Consider the following 18,547-nt stretch of genomic DNA (forward strand, 5'->3'; position numbering starts at 1 on the left):
ACTCCAGGTGAGCATTCAGCTCCCCTCGCCCACTCAGAGTGGCGAGGGATATTCATAGACCTGCGGCGCAGGCTGTTCTTAGGCCAGGCGCAACTTGCTGGCACCGACCAACCAGCTGTACACCACGTACAGCACCAGCGTGGCAGTCAGCAGCAGACCGCCGAGGGCAGTGGCCATGCCCCAGTTGATCGAACTGTTGGTGTAGAAGGCGACGAAGTAGCTGATCATCTGATCGTTCGGGCTGCCCAGCAGTGCCGGGGTGATGTAGTAGCCAATCGACAGGATGAACACCAACAGGCACCCAGCGCCGACGCCAGCCAGGGTCTGCGGAAAGTACACCCGCCAGAAGCTGGCGAACGGGTGACAGCCCAGCGAAACCGCCGCACGCATGTAGGTGGGCGAAATACCCTTCATCACGCTGTAGATCGGCAAAATCATGAAGGGCAGCATGATGTGCACCATGGCGATGTAGACACCGCTGCGGTTGAACACCAACTGCATGGGTTCATCAATGATGCCGACCGACATCAATGCGCTGTTGATCAGCCCACCTGACTGCAGCAGCACGATCCACGCGGCGACCCGCACCAGAATCGAGGTCCAGAACGGCAGCAGCACCAGGATCATCAACAGGTTGCTTTGCCGGGTCGGCAGAATCGCCAGCAAGTAGGCCAGCGGATACGCCAGCACCAGGCAGATGGCGGTAATCACCAGGCTCATCCAGAAGGTACGAGTGAAGATATCCAGGTAAATAGCTTGATCCGGCGTGGCGCTGGCCAATTCGCCCAGGTCATCAACCCGGTGGTCCAGCGCGGCCAGCAGGTAGTAAGGCGTCAGGCTGCTGGTGTTGCGGCGCACCACCTGCCAGTACGCGGGGTCACCCCAACGCTCATCCAGGGCTTCGAGTGCCGCTTTGTAAGATTCGGGCTCATCCGCAAACGGCAGCTTGCGCGCGGTGCTGTTGATCAGGCTGCGGTAGCCCGCCAGCTCCATGTTCAGGCGTTTGGACACGTCGCCCAATACCCGCTGCTGACGCGCCTCAGCAATATCGAGGGCCATGGCGCGGTAGACCGCCTCATCGGGCAACCCGCGACCGTCCCACGCCTCAATCGCGGCCACGGTTTGCGGCAGGCTGCTGACCACCTCGGGGTTATCCACACTGCGCCACAACAGCGCCACGATAGGCACGATAAAGGTCAGCAGCAGGAAGATCACCAGCGGCAGAATCAATGCCTTGGACTTCAGGCGGTTGAACCGTTCGGCGCGCGCCAGCTTCTGTTTGAGGCTGGGGCCGGCCCCTTGCAAATCGGTATCAGTGGCGGACAGGACACTGGCCATGAACAACTCCGCAAACAGGTGTCGCCCACAGGCGACGAAGAATTCAGGTCGCCCGGCCGGTTACAGGCCGGCCAGGCGCGAGGTCACACACTCAGTTACGCGCGGCCCAAGCATTGAAGCGCTGCTCCAGCTGCTCGCCGTAGTCGGCCCAGAACACCACATCGATGGCCACTTGGTCCTTGATGTTCTCCGGGGTAGTCGGCATCACGTTCAGGCGCTCAGGGGCCAGCAGATCAATGGCTTGTTTGTTGGCCGGACCGTAGGCGATGTTCTCGGAAAAGACTTTCTGCGCCTCGGGCTGTACCGAGAACGCGATAAATTCCTTAGCCACTTCCTGGTTATTCGCCCCACGCGGGATGGCCCAGGAGTCGAAGTCATAAATGCCGCCGGTCCACACCACTTGCAGGTTGCTCTCGGCTTGCACGGCAGCGATACGGCCGTTGTAGGCCGAGCTCATCACTACGTCACCCGAGGCCAGGTACTGCGGCGGCTGTGCGCCGGCTTCCCACCATTGGATATGCGGTTTGAGCTCATCGAGCTTGCGGAAGGCCCGATCAACCCCATCACGGGTGGCCAGCACCTTGTACACCTCGTCCGGGGCAACGCCGTCCGCCATCAGGGCAAATTCCAGGGTGTATTTCGCGCCCTTACGCAGGCCACGCTTGCCGGGGAACTGCTTAACGTCCCAGAAGTCCGCCCAACCGGTTGGTGCCTTGGCCAGTTTGTCGGCGTTGTACGCCAGCACGGTGGACCAGACAAAGAAGCCTACGCCGCACGGCTGAATGGCGCCTTTGACGAAGTTGCTCTGGTCGCCGAACTGGGCTGGATCGAGGGTCTCGAACAGACCTTCGTCGCAGCCTCGGGCCAGCTCCGGCGACTCCACTTCCACCAGGTTCCAGCTCACGCTGTTGGTGTCGACCATGGCTTTGACACGGGCCATTTCTCCGTTGTACTCACCGGCGAGGATCTTGTTGCCGGTGGCTTTTTCAAAGGGCTCGTAAAAGGCTTTGACTTGCGCATCCTTGCTCGCGCCACCGAACGAAATGGCGGTCAGGTCCACCGCCAGGGCGGGCATTGCGCAGGCCACGCCAGCGGCCAGGGCCGCGAGTTTCAGGGATTTCATCATTGTTGTTAGCTCCTCTGTGTCACTTGGGACGGGTTAGTGTTCGGTCAGTCGGCCTGCAGCGGGTCGAGGGCGCGGGCGTGCTCGACATGCCAGCCCAACGGCACCAGATCACCTACCGCGAGGTTGGCATCCAGCTCGGCCACGGGCTGCTTGACGTAGAAATCCTGTTTGCCACATACCTCCATGCGGATGCGCACGTGGTCGCCCAGGTAGATGAACTCGGCCACACGCCCGGAGAAACGGTTGCGGCAGGCATCGCTGTGGCCATTGAGGCGCACGCGCTCAGGACGAATTGACAGGGTCACGGACTCCCCCAGCGCACCGACGTTGACCGCCAGCGCCTCAACCTGCTCACCACGGGCCAAGCCAACCACGCAGCGCTCACCGTCGCGGCTGATCAGCTGGCCGCTGATGCGGTTGTTCTCACCGATAAAGTTGGCGACAAAGGTGTTGCTCGGCTGCTCATAGAGGGTGCGCGGATCAGCGATCTGCTGGATCTCGCCCTGGTGGAACACCGCCACGCGGTCCGACATGGTCAGCGCTTCGCCCTGGTCGTGGGTGACATACACCACGGTCACGCCCAAGCGTTGGTGCAGGTGCTTGATCTCCATCTGCATGTGCTCGCGCAGTTGCTTGTCCAGCGCGCCGAGGGGTTCGTCCATCAGCACCAGTTGCGGCTCGAAGACCAAGGCGCGGGCCAACGCCACACGCTGCTGCTGACCACCGGACAGCTGGCCGGGGTAGCGGTTACGGAAGCTGTCGAGCTGCACCATGGACAGCGCTTTCTTCACCCGTTCGGCGCTGTCGGTGCGCGACAAACCGCGCACGCTAAGCGGAAAGGCCAGGTTTTCGGAAACGGTCATATGGGGGAACAAGGCGTAGTTCTGAAACACCATGCCGATGTCACGCTTGTGCGGCGGTAGGCGATTGAGCGAGCGACCGTCGAGCAGAATCTCGCCAGCCGTGGGGGTTTCGAAACCAGCCAGCATCATCAGGCTGGTGGTTTTACCCGAACCGGACGGCCCCAGCAGGGTGAGAAACTCGCCCTTGCGGATATCCAGATTGAGATCTTTGACGATCAGGTTTTCGCCGTCGTAGCTTTTTTGCACACCACGAAAGCTCACCAATACATCGTTTGCCTGAGACCCGCTCATCGCCACACCCTTGTTGTTGTCTGCACGCTGATGACACAAGACTAGGGGGGTTAAAGCGGGGGCATAATCGGGCTGGATGACAACCTGCTGTCAGGCAGCAGGAGAACCTTCTGTAGGGATTATCCTACAAAAACCAGCCCTCACTCAGCGCGCACAGAAGTCGTGCGCACGCCACGCCGGCCGGGCCTTGCAAGCCGGGCAAGGACACATCAAAGCATCCTTAAAGCACCGTTTTAGAGCAGTTTATGCTCCATGGCATAGCGCACCAGGTCTGCCACCGAGTGCAGCCCGAGCTTCTGCATTAGCCGCGCTTTGTGGGTGCTGACGGTCTTATTGCTGACGGCCAGGTGCAGGGCAATGTCATTGACCCCTTCACCGCGCACCAGCCGCTCGAACACGGAAAACTCACGCTCGGACAGCTGCACATGGGGTGGGCGTGAATCCGTCAGGCCCACCTCAAAGACCATGCGGTCGGCCAGTTCCGGATCAATGTAACGGCCGCCACTGGCCACCTTGCGGATGGCGGCGATCAGCAGCGCCGGATCGCTGTCCTTGGTCGCGTAACCGGCCGCGCCGATCTTCAGCGCACGCGCCGCCATCTGCGCTTCATCGTGCATGGACAGGACCAGAATTGCCGGCGGACGCAGCAGCGCCCGGATCCGCGGAATGGCCTCAAGGCCGTTGACGCCGGGCATGGAAATATCCAGCAGCACCACATCACACTCAACCTTGCGTAAGGTCTCCAGCAACTGCTCGCCATTGCTCGCCTCCCCCACTACCTCAAGGTCGCGCGCCATACCAATCAGCTGCTTGATGCCTTCACGCACGATGGCGTGGTCTTCTGCCACCAATACCCGAATCACGTCAGTGCCTCCTCATCCAGCGCCACATGCGCCAGCAGCGTAGTGCCCTCGCCTGGCTGGCTGTCAATCTGTAAACGCCCGCCCAGCATTAATACCCGTTCCTGCATGCCGACCAGGCCGAACGATTGCCCGGCTTTGCGGGGCGCCTGCGCAAAGCCCTTACCGTCGTCAATCACACACAGGCACAGCTCACTCTGCTCCACGCGCAAGTACACCTGCACGCTGTGCGCACCGGCGTGGCGCATCACGTTGGTCAGTGCCTCCTGCAAGATGCGGAACAGGCCAATGGCCTTGGCATCGCTGAGTGGCGGCAGGTGGTCGGGCACCTCCACCAGGCAGGGAATCTGGGTGCGCGCTTCAAAGCGGCGCACCTGCCATTCGATGGCCGAGGCAATGCCTGCATCCAGGATCGGCGGGCGCAACGCCGTGGCCACATCGCGGACCAACTGGAACAGATTAGCGATCAGCTTTTTCATGCTGGTCAGACGCTCATCCAGGCCCGCGACCTGACCGGCAAAGGCCAGCTCACACATGGCGGTTTCCAGCTTGAGCACGGTCAGCACCTGGCCGAGCTCGTCGTGCACCTCACGGGCAATCCGGGCTTTTTCTTCCTCGCGCACGCTTTCCAGGTGGGCCGCCAGTTCGCGCAGGTGGGCACGGGACTCAGCCAGCGCCAGCTCCACCTGCTTGTTCTCGGTGATGTCCCAGACGATGCCGTCCCACACCACCCGCCCTTCGCCCAAGCTACGCGCTGTGGCCTTGATGTCCGCCCAGCGCAGCTCGCCGTCGCGAGTCAAAATGCGGCCCTGCCATTGCCAATCGCAGTCGCCCAGCAGCGCGGCATCCTGGGTCTGGTGATAGCGCGCTTGATCCTCAGGATGGACCAGGCTACGGATACCACGGTCTTCGCGCTGCAACTCGGCCGCTGGATAGCCCACCAACTCCAGGCTGGCTTCGCTGATGTAGGCAAACTCCACCGGTTGCTCGGCGCTGGCCCGCTCCAGCCGGAACACCAGCCCCGGCACGTTGCCGGCAATGCCTTTGAGGCGCGCTTCGCTCTCCTGCAAGGCGGCCTGTGCGCGGCGCCGTTCGGTGACATCAGTGATAAAAACCACGAGGTATTCCGATTGGTCAAAGCGCAAAAAGCTCAATGACACATCCACCGGCAAGCGGCTGCCATCGGCGCGCTGACAGTCGATCTCAAAGCCAGGCAAAGGCTCCTGGCTGCCACGGGCCTGACGCCAGAGAGTCAACCAACGGTCCATGCTCAGCGCAGGTTCCAGTTGCACCAGCGGCATGTCGACCAACGCGTCGCGGCCATAGCCCAGCATGCGTTCAGCCGCCAGGTTGGCATAACGCACATGGCTGTCCCAATTGACCCAGAGGATGCCCACGGTGCTGTTATCAATCGAGAACTGGCTCAGCCGCAGCGCCTGCTCGGCAGCCTCGCGCTGGCTCAGCACTGCGCGGGCGTCCAGCAACTGACGCTCCAGGCTGCGGCGCTGCAGTAACAGGTAGCGGACAATCGCGGCCAGCGTCAGCAGGATGAGACCGAGAAACACACTGACGCCTTTCCAGAACGCCAGTGGGTTGCCCAGCTGACGCGTTGACAGGGGAAACCAGCGCGCTTGCAGCTGCTCAAGCTCACCACCGGGCAACGCTTGCAAGGTGCGCTGGAGAATATCGGCGAGCAGCTGTGCATCGCGGCGACTGCCAATGCGCAGCAACTGCGGCAAGCCAATGTCACCGATGATGCTCAACCCAGCAAACTGGGTTTCACGCAGCAACAAGCTCAGCCGCGCCTCGTCTACCACCGCGTAACTGACCTCTTGGCGCAACAACAGATCCAGCGCCTCACGTTCATTGCCCACCGGCTGCAACTGCACATTGCTGTGCGTTACGCGCAGGTATTCCTGTACGGCACTGGGCGCACGCACAGCAACTTTTTCATCGCGGCCGATTCGGTCAAGGTCCACCGCACTGCTGCCGCGCCGCTCGCCCACGACCAGATGCGGCACGCGCAAGTACGGATCAGAAAAGCGCCAACGCCTTAGGCCTTGCGGGGTTTGTTGCAGACCGGGGGCCAGGTCAACTTCGCCGCGCTGCAGGGCGGCTTCCAGCGCGTCCTGATCAGCAAAACTTAGCCACTGCCCTTGCACACCCATGCCTTGCAGCAGGCGATTCATCAGGTCCACGTTGGCCCCCGATAAGCGCTGCTGGCGACGATCAAATTGCGCCCAGGGCGCCTGCATCACCAGGCCAACCCGCAGGGTTTGGTGATCGCTCAGCCACGCACGCTGCTCCGCGCTAAAGGCCGGCCTCAGGGGCAACACATTACTCTCGGCTGCGCACAGCAGTGCCGGCCACAGTAAAAGAACAATCAACAGGCGCTTCAACGCAACCACACTCCACAGGGGAAACGACCGAGCAGGATCCAGCAACCCTTACCTTACTCCAGTCCTGAAGGGCTTAGAGCTATTCAGCCCTGACAAAGGCACGCCCAGGTATTAGGCTTCAGTGGCCAGCCTCGATAAGGAATGCCTGATGCGCCGCTTTAGCCCCACATGGCTCACCCTGTTCAGCCTGCTCTTAGCACTGCTGCTGGTTCAACCCCTGCAGGCTGAGGAGAGCGACAGCGCCACCCCTGAAGCCAGCCCAGAGACTCCCGCCGAGACACCTCGCGCGCCCCTGCCCGAACGCAGCGAAGTGGACGCAACGGCGCTGGAGCAACGGGTGGAGCAGAAGGAGCAGCAACAGCTGAAAGCGGGCGAGGAACCCTTTCTGGCACTCTGGCTGCCAGCCAACGTGGCCGAGCCCAGCGGCGCGGTGATTATTGTCCCGGGCGATGATGAGAGTGCCGACTGGCCACAAGGCGTCGGCCCCCTGCGCAGCAAATTACCCAATGGCGGCTGGCACAGCTTAAGCCTGACCCTGCCCGACCCCAACAGTGATGCACCGCCAGTGCGCATCGCCGAACCAGCGCCCACCGAAGAGCCCGCCGCCGATGCCGCGCCAACGCCAGCAGAGAACGCGGCCGAGAACAGCCCTGCGGCAGATGAAGCCGCTGCGCAAACCACCGACAGCCCTCTCGACAGCGCCGAAACAGCGGGAAATAAACTGAAAGCCATTGAGGAACAGCGCAAGGCGCATGCCGAGCGGGTTTTGGCACGTATCGAGGCGGCCATCGGCTTTGCCGAACAACAACAAGCCAAGCGCGTTGTGTTGCTCGGTCATGGCAGTGGCGCTTACTGGGCCGCACGCTACCTGGCAGAGCGCAAGCCTGACCAAATCAAAAACTTGCTGCTGGTCGCCGCACAGCTGCCTGCTGGCTACACTCCGCCGCTTGATGAGTTGATCCCACAACTGCAACTGGCCACTGGCGACTTCTACTACAAGGACCTCGCCACCGACCGACAAGCCGCACTCAAACGCTCGCAAGCCAGCAAACGCCAGAAACACCCCAGCTACATACAGATCGCCATGAAAGCGTTGCCGGGCAACCGCGAATCTGAACAAGAGCAACTCTACCGTCGTATTCGGGGCTGGCTGACGCTGAAACTGGAGGCAAAGTAGCCTCAGCGAAAACCGTGGCGCTGGCGAATCAAATCATAGGCCTGGTGCAATTCACGGGTGCGCTCAGTGGCTTCGCGCACACGCTCAGGGGTGGCGCCGCTGCCCGCCAGCTTGTCCGGGTGGTGGCGGCTCAATAAACGCCGGTACGCCTGCTTGATCTGCGCAGGCTCGGCATCGGCAGTTACATTCAATAACGCGAGGGCACGCTGATAGGCGTTGCTGGCCGTCGACACCAGCGGGCCTTGTTGCGGCGCATAAGCGTCACTCAGCTGCGCTTGGGTTGCCGAGGAAACCTGCAACCATTTGCCCCAGAGCATGATGAGTTCACGCTCGGCCTGGCTGACCTGGCCATCCACCCAGGCCATCCGCCAGCAGGCACGCAGTAATGTTTCACGACGTGCACGCTGGCGCCGCAGCGGCGCTCGCAGGCTGTCACGGCCCACCTTGCCCTGCGCGAAGGCCGCTATCGCCTGACGCTGCCCTTCGGTGTCCAGCCCAAGACGCGTCATTTCTGCCCGCGCTTGCTGGATATGCACGGGTAGAACACGGCCGCCACTCTTGGCCAAACGCCCCAGCAAGACGAAAAGTAGCCACTCATCACGCGTCTCGGCGCGTCCACCTAAGCGTTCACGCAAGGCTGCCCACGACTCTAGGCGCAGACGCCGATCCAGCACCTGCCCGAGCAAACCGCCGAGCATGGCGCCCGGAATACTGGCCACTGCCAGCCCCGCAACCGCCCCCAGCAGGGTCGCAGGCCACAGCATCTCAGCGCCGCGCCTCTAGCAACTGCTCGACCTGGGCCAAACGTTCATGGGTTCCCACATCCACCCAGCAACCATCAAACCGCTCACCGGTTACCTGTCCGGTTGCCATCGCGGCACGTAACAGCGGTGCCAGCGAAAAGACGCCCGGCTGACAATCACTGAACAGCGCGGGGGATAACACCGCCATGCCGCTATAGGTCAGACTGTCCTGGCCTGCTTGCGCATCCGTAACCTGCCCTTTCTGCAAACAGAAGTCGCCCTTGACGTGATGGCCAGGGTTCTCGATCAGCACCAGGTGCGCCAGGCCGGATAACGGACGGCGCAACTCGGCAAAGGGGTAGTCGGTGAAGATATCGCCATTGATCAGCACAAACGGCTGATCGCCCAACAACGGCAGCGCCTGAAAGATCCCGCCGCCGGTTTCCAACGGCTCACCCTCAGCGGAATAGGTAATGCTGACGCCGAAGCGCGATCCATCACCCAGGTAATCCTCGATCTGCTGTCCCAGCCAGGCATGGTTAATCACCAGCTCGGTGAACCCGGCCGCCGCCAACGCACGCACGTGGTATTCGATCAAGGGCACGCCGGCCGCACGCACCAATGGTTTGGGTGTATGCAGGGTCAGCGGGCGCAGCCGCTCACCTTTGCCGGCCGCCAGAATCATCGCCTTCATACGGGCTCCCGCCGCAGGCTGCCGAGCAACTCAGCCAATTCGGCCAGCTCCGGCCGACGCGCCAATACCGCCTCTATATAAGAGAAGAAACGCGGCACATCACCCAAGTACTTGGGTTTACCATCACGATGGCAAATACGCGCAAAGATGCCTATTACCTTGAGGTGGCGTTGCACCCCCATCAGGTCGCTGGCTCGCAGAAAATCATCCAGCACCGGCTGAACCGGCACACCTGCCTCAAGCGCCTGCTGCCAGTACTGCTCCAACCAGCTGCTTACGCGCGCCTCGGGCCAACTGAGGAAGGCATCCTTGAAGAGACAAGTGACGTCATACGTCACCGGGCCATAGACGGCATCCTGAAAATCCAGCACACCCGGATTCGGTTCGCTGAACATCAAGTTGCGCGGCATGTAGTCGCGGTGTACCAGCACCTTGGGCTGGGCCAGCGCGCTGTCGATCAACAACTGACTGGCACGTTGCCAGAGAGCCTGCTGCTGCTCGCTGAATTCTACGCCCAGGTGGCGTTGTACATACCACTCGGGGAAGAGCTGCAGTTCACGGCGCAGCAGAGCGTCATCATAATGGGGGAGTGGCGTGGTCATCGGCAGTCGCTGAAACGCCAATAGCGCTTGCAGCGCATCAGCAAACAACTCATCAGCATTGTCTTCGTTGATCACATCTAGGTAGGTCTGCCGACCAAGATCGTTGAGCAATAAAAAACCTCGCTCAAGATCAGCGGCAAGAATCTGCGGCACATTGAGGTGTGCCTCAGCGAGCAAATTCGCCACTTTTACAAACGACGCGCAGTCTTCCTGCGGCGGCGGCGCATCCATCACGATCAAGCTACGCCCAGCACCTTGCCAGCGAAAATAGCGACGAAAACTGGCGTCACTACTGGCAGAGGTAAGCGTGGCGGCGGGTACAGCGCCCCAACCCTGTTTAACAAACAGCCCAGGCAGCTGCTGATCCAGCCAGTTTTCGAGAAGTTTTAAGCGTACATCTTCATCAGGCATTACAAGGTCTCCGACGGCGCTAGCCGTTGCGCGGGTCATGCTTTATTATCCAGCATCTTTTCAAGCCCATCGAGAGGCGTGCGGCCTCAGGGCCAATGGCGCGCAGGAAGCCCGGAAAAAATAAGATGGCAGTAAAATACCCCGCGTTTCGTAAAAAATTCCCTCTACTGGTCACTGGCAGCCTTCTGGCGCTACAACCTTTAGCCGTTCCTTTTGCTATCGCTGCTGAGCAGTATGATTGCCAGGTTTCCGCCACCGGCGGCTGGGCATGTGCCCCGAAAGCCAGCAATGCTGCACTGCCTGCACGGCCAGTACAACGTGATTCGGTCGCCAGCAGCAAAGCTGGTGAAAGCAGCACCGAAGCACCTGAAGGGAAAGCCGCGCAAGCGACCCTGGTGACTGAAAGCCGTGGCAAAGGCCTTGCTTCGCGCAGCGCTGACTACAGCCACCTGGACTGGGTGCCGCGCGAAAACCTCAGCGCTGCTCAGTTAGCTGAAGCCGGTCCTTACTGCGCAGGCGCGTATGTAGAGCCGACGCGCCCAGGCATGGACGACAAAACGCCGATGGACGAGGCACCGATGTTCGTATCGGCCAAAGCCTCGCGTTATGAGCAAGAAGAGCAAGTCGCCACCCTCGCCGGTGACGTGGTTCTGCGCCAAGCAGGCATGCAGGTCGAAGCGGATGAAGCCAACCTGCGCCAAGCGGAAAACCGCGGCGAGCTGATCGGCAATGTGCGCCTGCGTGATCAGGGCATGCTGGTGGTGGGTGACCGCGCCGAGCTGCAGCTGGACAACGGTGAAGCCAAAGTCGAGAACGCCGAATACGTCCTGCACAAGAGCCATATCCGCGGCAACGCGCTCTACGCCAAGCGCGAAGAAAGCGCGATTATCCGTCTGAAAGACGGCACCTATACCAGCTGTGAGCCCGGCAGTAACGCCTGGCATCTGAAGGGCAACAACATCACCCTGAACCCGGCCACCGGTTTCGGCACGGCGACCAACGTCACTCTGCGGGTGAAGAATATTCCGGTGTTCTACACACCTTATATCTACTTCCCGATTGATGACCGTCGCCAGTCCGGCTTCCTGCCGCCGAGCATCGGCAGCTCAAGCGATAATGGCCTGACCCTGCAAACGCCGTACTACTTCAACCTTGCGCCAAACTATGACGCAACGCTGTACCCGACCTATATGAGCGATCGCGGCTTGATGATGGAAGGCGAATTCCGCTACCTCACCAAGAACAGCGAAGGTCAGGTTGGCGGCGCGTATCTCGACGACAGTAACGATAATCGTAAGCTGCAGTCGGATTACGAAGATCAGCGCTGGATGTACAACTGGCAACACACAACCGGCCTGACCTCACGCCTGCTGGCAGAGGTCGACTACACCGATATCAGCGATCCGTACTACTTTCAAGATCTAGGTACTGACCTGGGCGTCAGCTCAACCAGCTATGTCAATCAACGCGGCACCCTGACCTATCGCGGTGACAGCTATACGGCGCGCCTAAATGCTCATGCCTATGAGCTGGCAAACATTACTGACGTCACCCCATACAACCGCCTGCCACAACTGACTCTGGATGGCGTGCTGCCATTTAAACCCGCAGGCGTTAACTTCAGTTATGGCACGGAATATGTGCGCTTCGACCGCAGCCTGCGTAAGGGCAATTTCATTAATGAAGATGGCGTAGTTGAGCAACAGTGGTACGACACCTTCGTTCAAGGCCTGGCGCGCGCCAATGGTGAGCGACTGCATGTTGAACCCGCTGCAAGCCTGCCACTGAATTGGAGCTGGGGTTTTGTCACGCCGCAAGTTAAGTACCTGCAGACCAACTATGATCTGAGCCTTGACGCTCAAGGCAAGGCCGATATTGCCAAGGCCCCTGTAGGCAGCTTCTTGGCAGAGCAGGAATACAAGAGCAGCCAAAGCCGCGGCATAGGCATGTTTAGCCTGGATAGCGGCCTGTACTTCGACCGCGACACCCAGTGGTTCGGCAAAAACTACCGCCAGACGCTAGAACCGCGTCTGTTCTACCTTTATGTACCCGAAGAAGACCAGACTGATATCCCGGTCTTTGACTCTGGCGAAAGTACATTCAGCTACTCCTCGCTGTGGCGTGAAAACCGTTTTTCCGGCAAGGATCGTATCGGCGACGAGAACAAGCTGTCTCTGGGTGTAACCAACCGCTGGATCGAACCGAATGGCTTTGAGCGCCAGCGCTTTAGCATCGGCCAGTCCCTCTACTTCGAAGATCGCCAAGTACAGCTACCAGGCATTGATTACCGCACCCGCGCCGACGCAACGGCAGCTGTATCGCCCTATGCGCTTGAATACCTCTATCGCTTTAACCGCGACTGGCGCTTCTCGTCGGACTTCAACTGGGATCCAGACAGTGGCAGCACCCGCTCGGGCAGCGCCATGTTCCACTACCAGCCAGAAGACAATCCGAACAAGGTGATCAACGCCGGGTACCGTTACCGCAATGACACTGTGCGCTATGACGAAGCCAGTGGTAACTGGGTAGTAGGCGGTGGCGACTACGGCACCCCAGGGTCACCTGAATATATCAAGGACTACTACAAGATCAGCCAGCACGACTTCTCGGTCATCTGGCCAATCGTGCCGCAGTGGAGCGTGATCTCTCGCTGGCAGTATGACTACGGCCGCGACCGTACGCTGGAGGCCTTCGCAGGCTTCGAGTACGACAGCTGCTGCTGGAAACTGCGTCTGATCAACCGTTACTGGATTGACTACGACGAAGTCAGCCTGAACCCGTCACTGAACGACCAGGCTGATCGCGGCATCTTCTTGCAGATCGTACTCAAAGGTCTGGGTGGTGTAGTCGGCAATAAAGTTGAGACTTTCCTCGACCAAGGCATTCAAGGTTATCGTGAACGTGAAGATCAAGCTTTCTGATTGCGTGCGCCCCCTGCTGTTGGGCGCGCTGTTTCTGGGTACCGCAGCAAATGCTGCGGTTCAACCACTCAACCGCGTTGTAGCGATTGTCGACAATGACGTGGTGATGCAAAGCCAGCTCGACTCACGCTTGCGTGAAGTGCAGCAAACCATCACCCAGCGCGGCGCAGCCCTGCCGCCGGAGCACGTGCTCAGCCAGCAAGTGCTTGAGCGCCTGATCATCGAGAACATCCAGCTACAGATTGGCGAACGTTCTGGCATTCGCATCACGGATGAAGAGCTGAACCAGGCCATTGGCACCATCGCCCAGCGTAACGGCATGAGCATCGAGCAGTTCCGCGCCGCCTTGGCGGCAGATGGCCTCTCGTACACCGATGCCCGTGACCAAGTTCGCCGCGAGATGATCATCAGCCGGGTGCGCCAACGCCGCGTGGCTGAGCGCATCCAGGTAACCGATCAGGAAGTGCAAAACTTCCTCGCCTCAGACATGGGCAAGATGCAGCTGTCGGAAGAATTCCGCCTGGCTAACATCCTGATCCCGGTCACCGAAGCCGCATCTCCGGACGATATTCAGGCAGCCGAGCGTCAAGCTCGTGAGCTGTACCAGCAGCTGCAACAGGGTGCCGACTTCGCCCAGCTGGCTATTGCACGCTCGGCCAGCGAAACCGCGCTGGAAGGTGGCGAAATGGGCTGGCGTAAAGCCGGGCAGTTGCCACCGCCTTTCGACAGCATGCTTAGCGCACTGTCGGTGGGCCAGGTGACGGAGCCGATGCGGACTCCCGGCGGCTTTATCATGATCAAGCTGCTGGAAAAGCGCGGCGGTGACAGCCAGGTACGCGATGAAGTGAACGTTCGCCACATCCTGATCAAACCTAGCGAAATCCGTAGCGAAGCTGAAACCAAACGCCTGGTTGAACGCCTGTACCAGCGGATCCTGGCCGGTGAAGATTTCGCCGAACTGGCGAAGAACTTCTCCGAAGACCCAGGCTCGGCGCTGAACGGCGGCACCCTGAGCTGGATCGACCCAAATGTACTGGTGCCTGAATTCCGCGAAGTGATGAACAACACGCCAGCTGGCGAGCTGTCCAAACCCTTCAAGAGTCCTTACGGCTGGCATGTTCTCGAAGTCATGGGCCGCCGCGCCACGGACAGCAGCGCACAGTACCGCGAGCAGCAGGCCATGACCGTACTGCGTAACCGCAAGTACGATGAAGAGCTGCAAGCGTGGCTACGCCAGATCCGCGACGAGGCCTACGTCGAAACCAAACTCTGACAGGCGCATCGCGCTCGCGCAGACAACCGAAAAGCCTGGCTGATGCATCTGCAGAGCCAGGCTTTTTTGTGGCCGCTCAAACCTGGCAGCTACTCGCCAGGGCGACGCATAATGCCTCACCGCCCTCGCCACCTGATGGGCTAACCCTTATGGCACAGACGTGAGAGCCCCTCCATGAACACCGCCCGTCTTTTTGCGCTAACACCTGGCGAACCAGCCGGCATAGGCCCCGACCTCTGCCTGCTGCTGGCGCGTCACGCACAGCCGCACGCGCTGATTGCCATCGCCAGTCGCGACTTGTTAGCTGAGCGCGCCAAGCTGCTTGGGTTAAGCATTGAGCTGATCAACGTCAGCCCCGGTGCCTGGCCAAGCCAGGCTGCGGCGGCAGGTAGTCTGTACGTCTGGGATACACCACTCGCCGCGGCCGTGGTTGCTGGCCAGCTGAACGGACGTAACGCGCCCTACGTACTGGAAACACTGACCCGCGCCGGCCAGGGCTGCCTCGACGGCCACTTCGCAGGCATGATTACCGCCCCCGTGCACAAGGGCGTGATCAACGAAGGCGGGATTGCCTTCTCCGGGCACACCGAGTTTCTCGCCGAACTGACCCACACCGAGCAGGTGGTGATGATGCTCGCTACCCACGGCCTGCGTGTGGCGTTGGTGACCACACACTTGCCACTCAAGGATGTAGCCGCAGCCATCACCCCAGAGCGTCTCAGACGCGTCACACGTATTCTCGACCATGACCTGCGCACGAAATTCGGCATCACAGTCCCGCGCATTCTGGTTTGCGGTCTCAACCCGCACGCCGGTGAAGGCGGCCATTTGGGCATGGAAGAAATCGAGGTGATAGAGCCCACCCTGCAGCAGCTACGCAGCGAAGGTATCAACCTGATCGGCCCACTACCCGCCGACACGCTGTTCACTCCCAAACACCTTGAGCACTGCGATGCGGTGCTGGCGATGTACCACGACCAGGGCTTGCCGGTGCTCAAATACAAAGGCTTTGGCGCTGCGGTGAACATCACCTTGGGGCTACCGATTATCCGCACCTCGGTCGATCACGGCACGGCGCTGGACCTCGCCGGCAGCGGCAAAATTGACAGCGGCAGCCTGCAGGTCGCCCTGCAAACGGCCTATGAAATGGCCGCCAGCCAGGTGAAAAGCGCCTGACTGCAACGCCCAGCACGGGGCGTACGCCGCCAATGCTGTTAAACTGCCGGGCTTTCTACCCGCGTTAAATTCGCTTCAAGCCGATGCTTTGAAGCCTGGAGCTGCTGCATGTCCGAATACCAACACCGCGCGCGCAAGCGTTTCGGCCAGAACTTCCTGCATGACGCCGGGGTGATTCACCGCATTCTGCGCGCCATCTTCGCCCGCGAAGGTGAACACATGCTGGAAATCGGCCCAGGCCAGGGCGCATTGACCGAAGGGTTGCTGAGCAGCGGCGCGCAGCTCGACGTGATTGAACTCGACCGTGACTTGGTGCCGATCCTGCAACACCAGTTCGGCAGCAACCCACGCTTTCGCCTGAACCAGGGCGACGCCCTCAAATTCGATTTCAACCAGCTGCAGGCTGCACCACGCAGCCTGCGTGTGGTCGGCAACCTGCCCTACAACATCTCCACGCCACTGATCTTCCACCTGCTGAGCAATGCCGCATTGATTCGCGACATGCACTTTATGCTGCAGAAGGAAGTGGTTGAGCGCATGGCCGCAGTGCCCGGCGGCGGCGACTGGGGCCGGTTGTCGATCATGGTGCAGTACCACTGCCGTGTGGAGCACCTGTTTAATGTCGGTCCTGGCGCGTTCAATCCGCCGCCAAAGGTTGATTCGGCGATCGTCCGCCTGGTGCCACACGAGGTGCTGCCGCACCCGGCCAAGGACCACCACCTGCTTGAGCGTGTGGTGCGCGAAGCCTTTAACCAACGGCGTAAGACCCTGCGCAACACCTTGAAGAACTTACTGCCGGCCGATGCCATCGAAGCGGCGGGCGTCGATGGCAGCCTGCGCCCTGAACAACTGGACCTGGCTGCGTTTGTACGCCTGGCGGACAAACTGGCCGAACACCCCATCGCCGACTGACAGCGGCTAGACTGGGTTTCTGCCCACCGAGTTAATTACGCATGAGCGATTCGCGTTACAACATCGACGTCAGCGTCGTAACCCGCTACCTGCCGGAGCAATCCCAGCCGGAGCAGAACCGTTTTGCGTTCGCCTACACCGTCACGGTGAGCAACAAGGGTGAACTGCCGGCCAAACTGCTCTCGCGCCACTGGGTGATCACCGACGGTGACGGCCGTGTGCAGGAAGTGCGCGGCGCCGGCGTCATCGGTCAACAGCCGCTGATCGAGGCAGGCGCCAGCCACACCTACAGCAGCGGCACGGTGATGGCCACCCGCGTCGGAATCATGCAGGGCAGCTATCAGATGCTCGCCGAAGACGGTAAACGCTTTGACGCACTGATCGCGCCCTTCCGTCTTGCGGTGCCGGGCTCGCTGCACTGATGGCCACCTACGCTGTCGGCGACCTGCAAGGCTGCCTAAAACCGTTGCAATGCCTGCTTGAACGCGTGTGTTTTGATCCAGAACGCGACAAGCTATGGCTGGTCGGTGATCTGGTTAACCGCGGCCCTGAATCCCTGGCAACGCTGCGTTTCCTCTACAGCATCCGCGATGCATTGACCTGCGTATTGGGTAACCACGACCTGCACTTGCTGGCCGTAGCGCACAATATCGAGCGACTGAAGAGAGGCGATACCCTGCGCGAAATCATCGGCGCGCCGGATGCGACTGACCTGCTCGACTGGCTCCGCCAGCAGAAACTCCTGCATTACGATGAAGCCCGCGATACCGCCCTGGTTCATGCTGGCATCCCGCCGCAGTGGAACATGGACAAAGCTCTGCGCCGCGCTGCCGAAGTGGAAGAAGCCCTGCGTGATGACGCGCGCCTGCCGCTGTTTCTCGACGGCATGTACGGCAACGAACCGGCCAAGTGGGACGGCGACCTGCATGGCGTTACGCGCCTGCGGGTCATCACCAACTACTTCACCCGCATGCGCTTCTGTAAAGCCGACGGCACCCTCGACCTGAAAAGCAAGGAAGGCGTCGGCTCAGCACCACCGGGCTACGCCCCCTGGTTCAGCTACAAACAGCGCAAGACCCGTGGCCAACGGATCATCTTCGGCCACTGGGCAGCGCTCGAAGGGCAATCCACCGAACCCGACGTGATCGCGCTGGATACCGGCTGCGTATGGGGCGCGAGCATGACCCTGATGAATATCGATAGCGGCGAAAAATACAGCTGCGACTGTAAGGAGCAAGCATGAGCGAATTCAAACGCATCCCCCCAGAGCAGGCTCAGGCCCTGCGCCAGCAAGGCGCCGTAGTGGTCGACATCCGTGACCCGCAGAGCTTCGCCGCCGGCCACATCAGCGGCTCGCAACACCTCGACAACCACTCACTGCATGCCTTTATCACTCAGGCTGATCTCGATGCGCCGCTGATCGTCACCTGCTACCACGGCAACTCCAGCCAAAGCGCCGCGGCCTATCTGGTCGGCCAAGGCTTTAGTGATGTCTACAGCCTCGATGGTGGTTTCGAGCTGTGGCGTGCAACTTTCCCCAGCGACACCGCACAAGCCGCCGAAGAATAATTTTTTCACCGCACAGGCCGCACCAGCAGCGGCCTGCCGGCCTCCACTGACCAACGGTAATATCCTGTTATCGTTCCCCGCCACTTGACCCCGCTGATTCCGAACTATCCTTTAGCTCAGGCCATCCAAAACAAGGTAGAGCCGGCCAAACGGCATCGGGCCATCGGTATGACTATTTGGTGTTCTGGGGGT

Annotated in this window: 16 protein-coding genes; 8 read left to right on the top strand and 8 right to left on the bottom strand. The window is 60.6% G+C overall.

From position 1 onward, the window contains the following. Positions 1–78: 78 nt before the first annotated feature. From ALTER154_RS19140 to ALTER154_RS19160, 5 genes are all read right to left on the bottom strand, one after another. Positions 79–1,338: an ABC transporter permease gene (locus ALTER154_RS19140; RefSeq protein ID WP_160089416.1), complete on the bottom strand. Its 1,260-nt coding sequence runs from the start codon at positions 1,336–1,338 to the stop codon at positions 79–81. A 91-nt stretch (positions 1,339–1,429) separates the two neighbouring features. Next, positions 1,430–2,464, bottom strand: coding sequence for an ABC transporter substrate-binding protein (locus ALTER154_RS19145; RefSeq protein WP_160089418.1), 1,035 nt, complete (start codon positions 2,462–2,464; stop codon positions 1,430–1,432). A gap of 44 nt (positions 2,465–2,508) precedes the next feature. Beyond that, complete coding sequence (locus ALTER154_RS19150) at positions 2,509–3,618, bottom strand: ABC transporter ATP-binding protein (RefSeq protein WP_160089420.1); 1,110 nt, start codon at positions 3,616–3,618, stop codon at positions 2,509–2,511. A 233-nt stretch (positions 3,619–3,851) separates the two neighbouring features. Beyond that, complete coding sequence (locus ALTER154_RS19155) at positions 3,852–4,481, bottom strand: response regulator transcription factor (protein ID WP_160089422.1); 630 nt, start codon at positions 4,479–4,481, stop codon at positions 3,852–3,854. Further along, positions 4,478–6,850 carry a PAS domain S-box protein gene (locus tag ALTER154_RS19160; RefSeq protein WP_372239966.1) on the bottom strand — a complete coding sequence of 791 codons (2,373 nt, stop codon included), beginning with the start codon at positions 6,848–6,850 and terminating at the stop codon, positions 4,478–4,480. Before ALTER154_RS19160 ends, ALTER154_RS19155 begins: the two co-directional genes overlap by 4 nt. Positions 6,851–7,025: 175 nt before the next feature. Between ALTER154_RS19160 and ALTER154_RS19165 the strand changes: the two genes are divergently transcribed. Further along, positions 7,026–8,054 (top strand): alpha/beta hydrolase family protein, encoded by a 1,029-nt coding sequence (locus tag ALTER154_RS19165; RefSeq protein ID WP_160089426.1) that lies wholly within the window; start codon positions 7,026–7,028, stop codon positions 8,052–8,054. A 2-nt stretch (positions 8,055–8,056) separates the two neighbouring features. Here the strand turns inward: ALTER154_RS19165 and ALTER154_RS19170 are convergent, their stop codons facing one another. From ALTER154_RS19170 to ALTER154_RS19180, 3 genes are read right to left on the bottom strand one after another with little or no spacing between them, the layout of a single operon-like run. Beyond that, positions 8,057–8,818: a DnaJ domain-containing protein gene (locus tag ALTER154_RS19170; protein WP_160089428.1), complete on the bottom strand. Its 762-nt coding sequence runs from the start codon at positions 8,816–8,818 to the stop codon at positions 8,057–8,059. 1 nt (position 8,819) lies between these two features. Further along, complete coding sequence (gene murU, locus ALTER154_RS19175; protein WP_160089430.1) at positions 8,820–9,491, bottom strand: N-acetylmuramate alpha-1-phosphate uridylyltransferase MurU; 672 nt, start codon at positions 9,489–9,491, stop codon at positions 8,820–8,822. Continuing rightward, positions 9,488–10,504 (bottom strand): aminoglycoside phosphotransferase family protein, encoded by a 1,017-nt coding sequence (locus ALTER154_RS19180; protein WP_160089432.1) that lies wholly within the window; start codon positions 10,502–10,504, stop codon positions 9,488–9,490. The genes murU and ALTER154_RS19180 overlap by 4 nt, the downstream gene beginning before the upstream one ends. 125 nt (positions 10,505–10,629) lie before the next feature. Between ALTER154_RS19180 and lptD the strand changes: the two genes are divergently transcribed. The 7 genes from lptD (at position 10,630) to glpE (ending at position 18,355) form a co-directional block, all read left to right on the top strand. Next, positions 10,630–13,425, top strand: a complete 2,796-nt coding sequence (lptD, locus tag ALTER154_RS19185) for an LPS-assembly protein LptD (protein ID WP_160089434.1) — start codon at positions 10,630–10,632, stop codon at positions 13,423–13,425. Continuing rightward, positions 13,406–14,698, top strand: coding sequence for a peptidylprolyl isomerase (locus ALTER154_RS19190; protein ID WP_178126349.1), 1,293 nt, complete (start codon positions 13,406–13,408; stop codon positions 14,696–14,698). The genes lptD and ALTER154_RS19190 overlap by 20 nt, the downstream gene beginning before the upstream one ends. Before the next feature lie 174 nt (positions 14,699–14,872). Beyond that, a complete protein-coding gene (gene pdxA, locus ALTER154_RS19195; RefSeq protein ID WP_160089438.1) occupies positions 14,873–15,874 on the top strand; it encodes a 4-hydroxythreonine-4-phosphate dehydrogenase PdxA in 1,002 nt (333 codons plus the stop codon). 108 nt (positions 15,875–15,982) lie between these two features. Further along, on the top strand, positions 15,983–16,786 hold the full coding sequence (gene rsmA / locus ALTER154_RS19200; protein WP_160089440.1) for a 16S rRNA (adenine(1518)-N(6)/adenine(1519)-N(6))-dimethyltransferase RsmA: 804 nt from the start codon (positions 15,983–15,985) through the stop codon (positions 16,784–16,786). A 41-nt stretch (positions 16,787–16,827) separates the two neighbouring features. Further along, positions 16,828–17,208 carry a Co2+/Mg2+ efflux protein ApaG gene (gene apaG / locus ALTER154_RS19205; protein ID WP_090256071.1) on the top strand — a complete coding sequence of 127 codons (381 nt, stop codon included), beginning with the start codon at positions 16,828–16,830 and terminating at the stop codon, positions 17,206–17,208. Next, positions 17,208–18,029, top strand: a complete 822-nt coding sequence (locus tag ALTER154_RS19210; RefSeq protein WP_160089442.1) for a symmetrical bis(5'-nucleosyl)-tetraphosphatase — start codon at positions 17,208–17,210, stop codon at positions 18,027–18,029. The genes apaG and ALTER154_RS19210 overlap by 1 nt, the downstream gene beginning before the upstream one ends. Then, a complete protein-coding gene (gene glpE, locus ALTER154_RS19215; RefSeq protein ID WP_090256069.1) occupies positions 18,026–18,355 on the top strand; it encodes a thiosulfate sulfurtransferase GlpE in 330 nt (109 codons plus the stop codon). Before ALTER154_RS19210 ends, glpE begins: the two co-directional genes overlap by 4 nt. The last annotated feature ends 192 nt before the right edge of the window (positions 18,356–18,547 follow it).

This window comes from Pseudomonas sp. 9AZ (genome assembly GCF_902506525.1).
GTDB classification, from domain to species: domain Bacteria; phylum Pseudomonadota; class Gammaproteobacteria; order Pseudomonadales; family Pseudomonadaceae; genus Aquipseudomonas; species Aquipseudomonas peli.